The following is a 1,499-nucleotide window of genomic DNA, read 5'->3' as shown; positions in this document are numbered from 1 at the left end:
CTGGTCGACTACGACCCCTCCGGCAAGCTCGTGATGGTCAACGCGGAGTCTGTCGACACCAAGGACAGCAAGCTCTGGACGGTCAAGCTCAAGAAGGACTGGAAGTTCCACGACGGAACGCCGGTCACCGCCGAGTCCTACGTCAAGGCGTGGAACTGGGCCGCGAACATCAAGAACGCCCAGACCAACGCGTCCTGGTTCGGCGACATCAAGGGCTTCGCCGACGTGCACCCCGACGGCGAGAAGGCCAAGCCCAAGGCTGACGCCATGTCGGGTCTGAAGGTCGTCGACGACAGCACCTTCACCATCGAGCTCAACAACCCGCTGCCGTACTTCGCGTACAAGCTCGGCTACACGGTCTTCTCGCCGCTGCCCGAGTCCTTCTACGCGGACCCGAAGGCCGCCGGTGAGAAGCCGGTCGGCAACGGCGCGTACAAGTTCGTCAGCTGGGACCACAAGAAGCAGATCAAGGTCGTCCGTTACGACGACTACCAGGGCCCCGACAAGGCGAAGAACGGTGGTGTGATCTTCAAGAACTACACCACCCTCGAGACCGCCTACGAGGACCTGAAGTCCGGCAACGTCGACGTGCTGCGCCAGATCGCGCCGAAGGACCTCCCGGTCTACCGCGCCGACCTCGGTGACCGTGCGGTGGACAAGGCGTACTCCGCGATCCAGACGCTCGGTGTCGCCATGTACACCAAGCAGTGGAAGAACACCGACCCGAAGGTCCTCCAGGGCCTGTCGATGGCGATCGACCGCGCCACCATCACCAAGACGGTGCTCCAGGGCACCCGCGAGCCGGCCACGGGCTGGGTCGCCAAGGGTGTTCTCGGCTACCAGCCGAACGTCGCGGGTGACGTCACCACGTACAACCCGACGAAGGCCAAGGCTCTCATCAAGGAGGGCGGCGGTGTTCCGGGTAACAAGATCTACATCCAGTTCAACGCCGACGGCGGCCACAAGGAATGGGTCGAGGCTGTCTGCAACAGCATCACCCAGGCGACCGGCGTCGCGTGCGCCGGCGACTCGAAGGCCGACTTCCAGGCCGACCTGAACGCCCGTGACGCCAAGCAGGTCAAGTCGTTCTACCGCGGTGGCTGGGTGCTCGACTACCCGGTGAACGCGAACTTCATCAGCGACCTGTTCCGTACGGGTGCGGCCGGCAACAACGGCTTCTTCTCGAACAAGGGCCTCGACGCCAAGATCAAGGCCGCGGACTCCGCCGCCACGCTCGAGGAGTCGGTCAAGGGGTACCAGGAGATCGAGAAGGAGCTGGTCAACTACATGCCGACCATCCCGCTCTGGTACTACAAGGTCAACGCCGGCTACTCGGAGAAGGTCCAGAACGTCCAGTACGCCCAGGACGGCGACCCGATCCTGACTGCGGTTCAGGTCAAGAAGTAACCGACGACGTAGTCCGCGGGCCGGTGCGGGACCGACACTGACATCGGTCCCACACCATCCTGCACGCCGTGGCCGGGGGGCCCTCCCACGAC

1 protein-coding gene is annotated in these 1,499 nt (G+C 64.0%); it reads left to right on the top strand.

Features of this window, described 5'->3' with window-relative positions; genetic code table 11:
- Positions 1-1,407: ABC transporter substrate-binding protein (locus ACFU6I_RS48695; protein WP_384381049.1), on the top strand; the 1,407-nt coding region annotated here is incomplete at its 5' end.
- Positions 1,408-1,499: the final 92 nt, after the last annotated feature.

The sequence above is a fragment of the Streptomyces sp. NPDC057486 genome (genome assembly GCF_042802415.1).
GTDB lineage: Bacteria > Actinomycetota > Actinomycetes > Streptomycetales > Streptomycetaceae > Streptomyces > Streptomyces yanii.
Note: the sequence above shows the minus strand (reverse complement) of the source record. Positions and strands in the feature narration are given on the sequence as shown.